The 930-nt window shown below is 73.4% G+C and carries 1 protein-coding gene and 1 pseudogene; both read left to right on the forward strand.

Annotation, left to right across the window (positions count from 1 at the left end; translation table 11 throughout):
- Positions 1 to 481, forward strand: a pseudogene (locus C1I97_RS37960) (DUF4350 domain-containing protein); the annotation flags it as partial.
- A partial coding sequence (locus C1I97_RS37965; RefSeq protein ID WP_181447110.1) for an AAA family ATPase occupies positions 481 to 930 on the forward strand: 450 nt, incomplete at its 3' end. The pseudogene C1I97_RS37960 and the gene C1I97_RS37965, both read left to right, overlap by 1 nt.

The raw sequence follows: 930 nt of genomic DNA on the forward strand, positions 1-930 counted from the left end.
GGTCTGGTACCTCCCCTCGCTCTCCGACGCCCCGGCCCCCGGCACCGGCGACCGCACCTTCTTCGACCTGCTCCCCTCGGGCTGGCTCTGGGGCACCCTGCAGCTGTTCATCGCCGCCGCCCTGGCCGCCCTGTGGCGGGCACGCCGGCTCGGCCCGCTCGTGCCCGAAAAACTCCCCGTCGCGATCCGCGCCTCCGAAACCGCCGAAGGCCGCGCCCGCCTCTACCGCAAGGCGAACGCCCACGACCGCGCCGCCACCGCTCTGCGCTCCACCACGCGCACCCGCCTCGCCCCCCTCGTAGGCGTCTCCGTCGCTCAGGCGCACACGCCCGAGGCCCTGCTCCCCGCCCTGTCCGCCCGGACCGACGACGAACAGTCCCTGCACGACCTGCTCTTCGGCCCGCCGCCCGGCGACGACGCGGCCCTCGTCTCCCTCGCCGACCGACTCGACGCCCTCGAAAGAGAGGTACGCCGTCCATGATGGACCCGACCACTGACAACGCCGGGCACACCGGGGACGCGGCCGCCGCCCGCTCCTCCCTGGAGGCCCTGCGCGCCGAGATCGCCAAGGCCGTGGTCGGCCAGGACCCCGCCGTGACCGGTCTCGTCGTCGCCCTCCTGTGCCGCGGACACGTTCTCCTCGAAGGGGTCCCCGGGGTCGCCAAGACGTTGCTCGTCCGCACGCTCGCCTCCGCGCTCGACGTCGGCACCAAACGCGTCCAGTTCACCCCCGACCTGATGCCGAGCGACGTGACCGGCTCGCTGGTCTATGACGCCCGCACCGCCGAGTTCTCCTTCCAGCCCGGCCCGGTCTTCACCAACCTCCTCCTCGCCGACGAGATCAACCGCACCCCGCCCAAGACCCAGTCGTCGCTGCTCGAGGCCATGGAGGAGCGCCAGGTCACCGTCGACGGCACCCCTCGCCCGCTC

The sequence above is a fragment of the Streptomyces sp. NTH33 genome, from assembly GCF_003236365.1.
Taxonomy (GTDB): domain Bacteria; phylum Actinomycetota; class Actinomycetes; order Streptomycetales; family Streptomycetaceae; genus Streptomyces.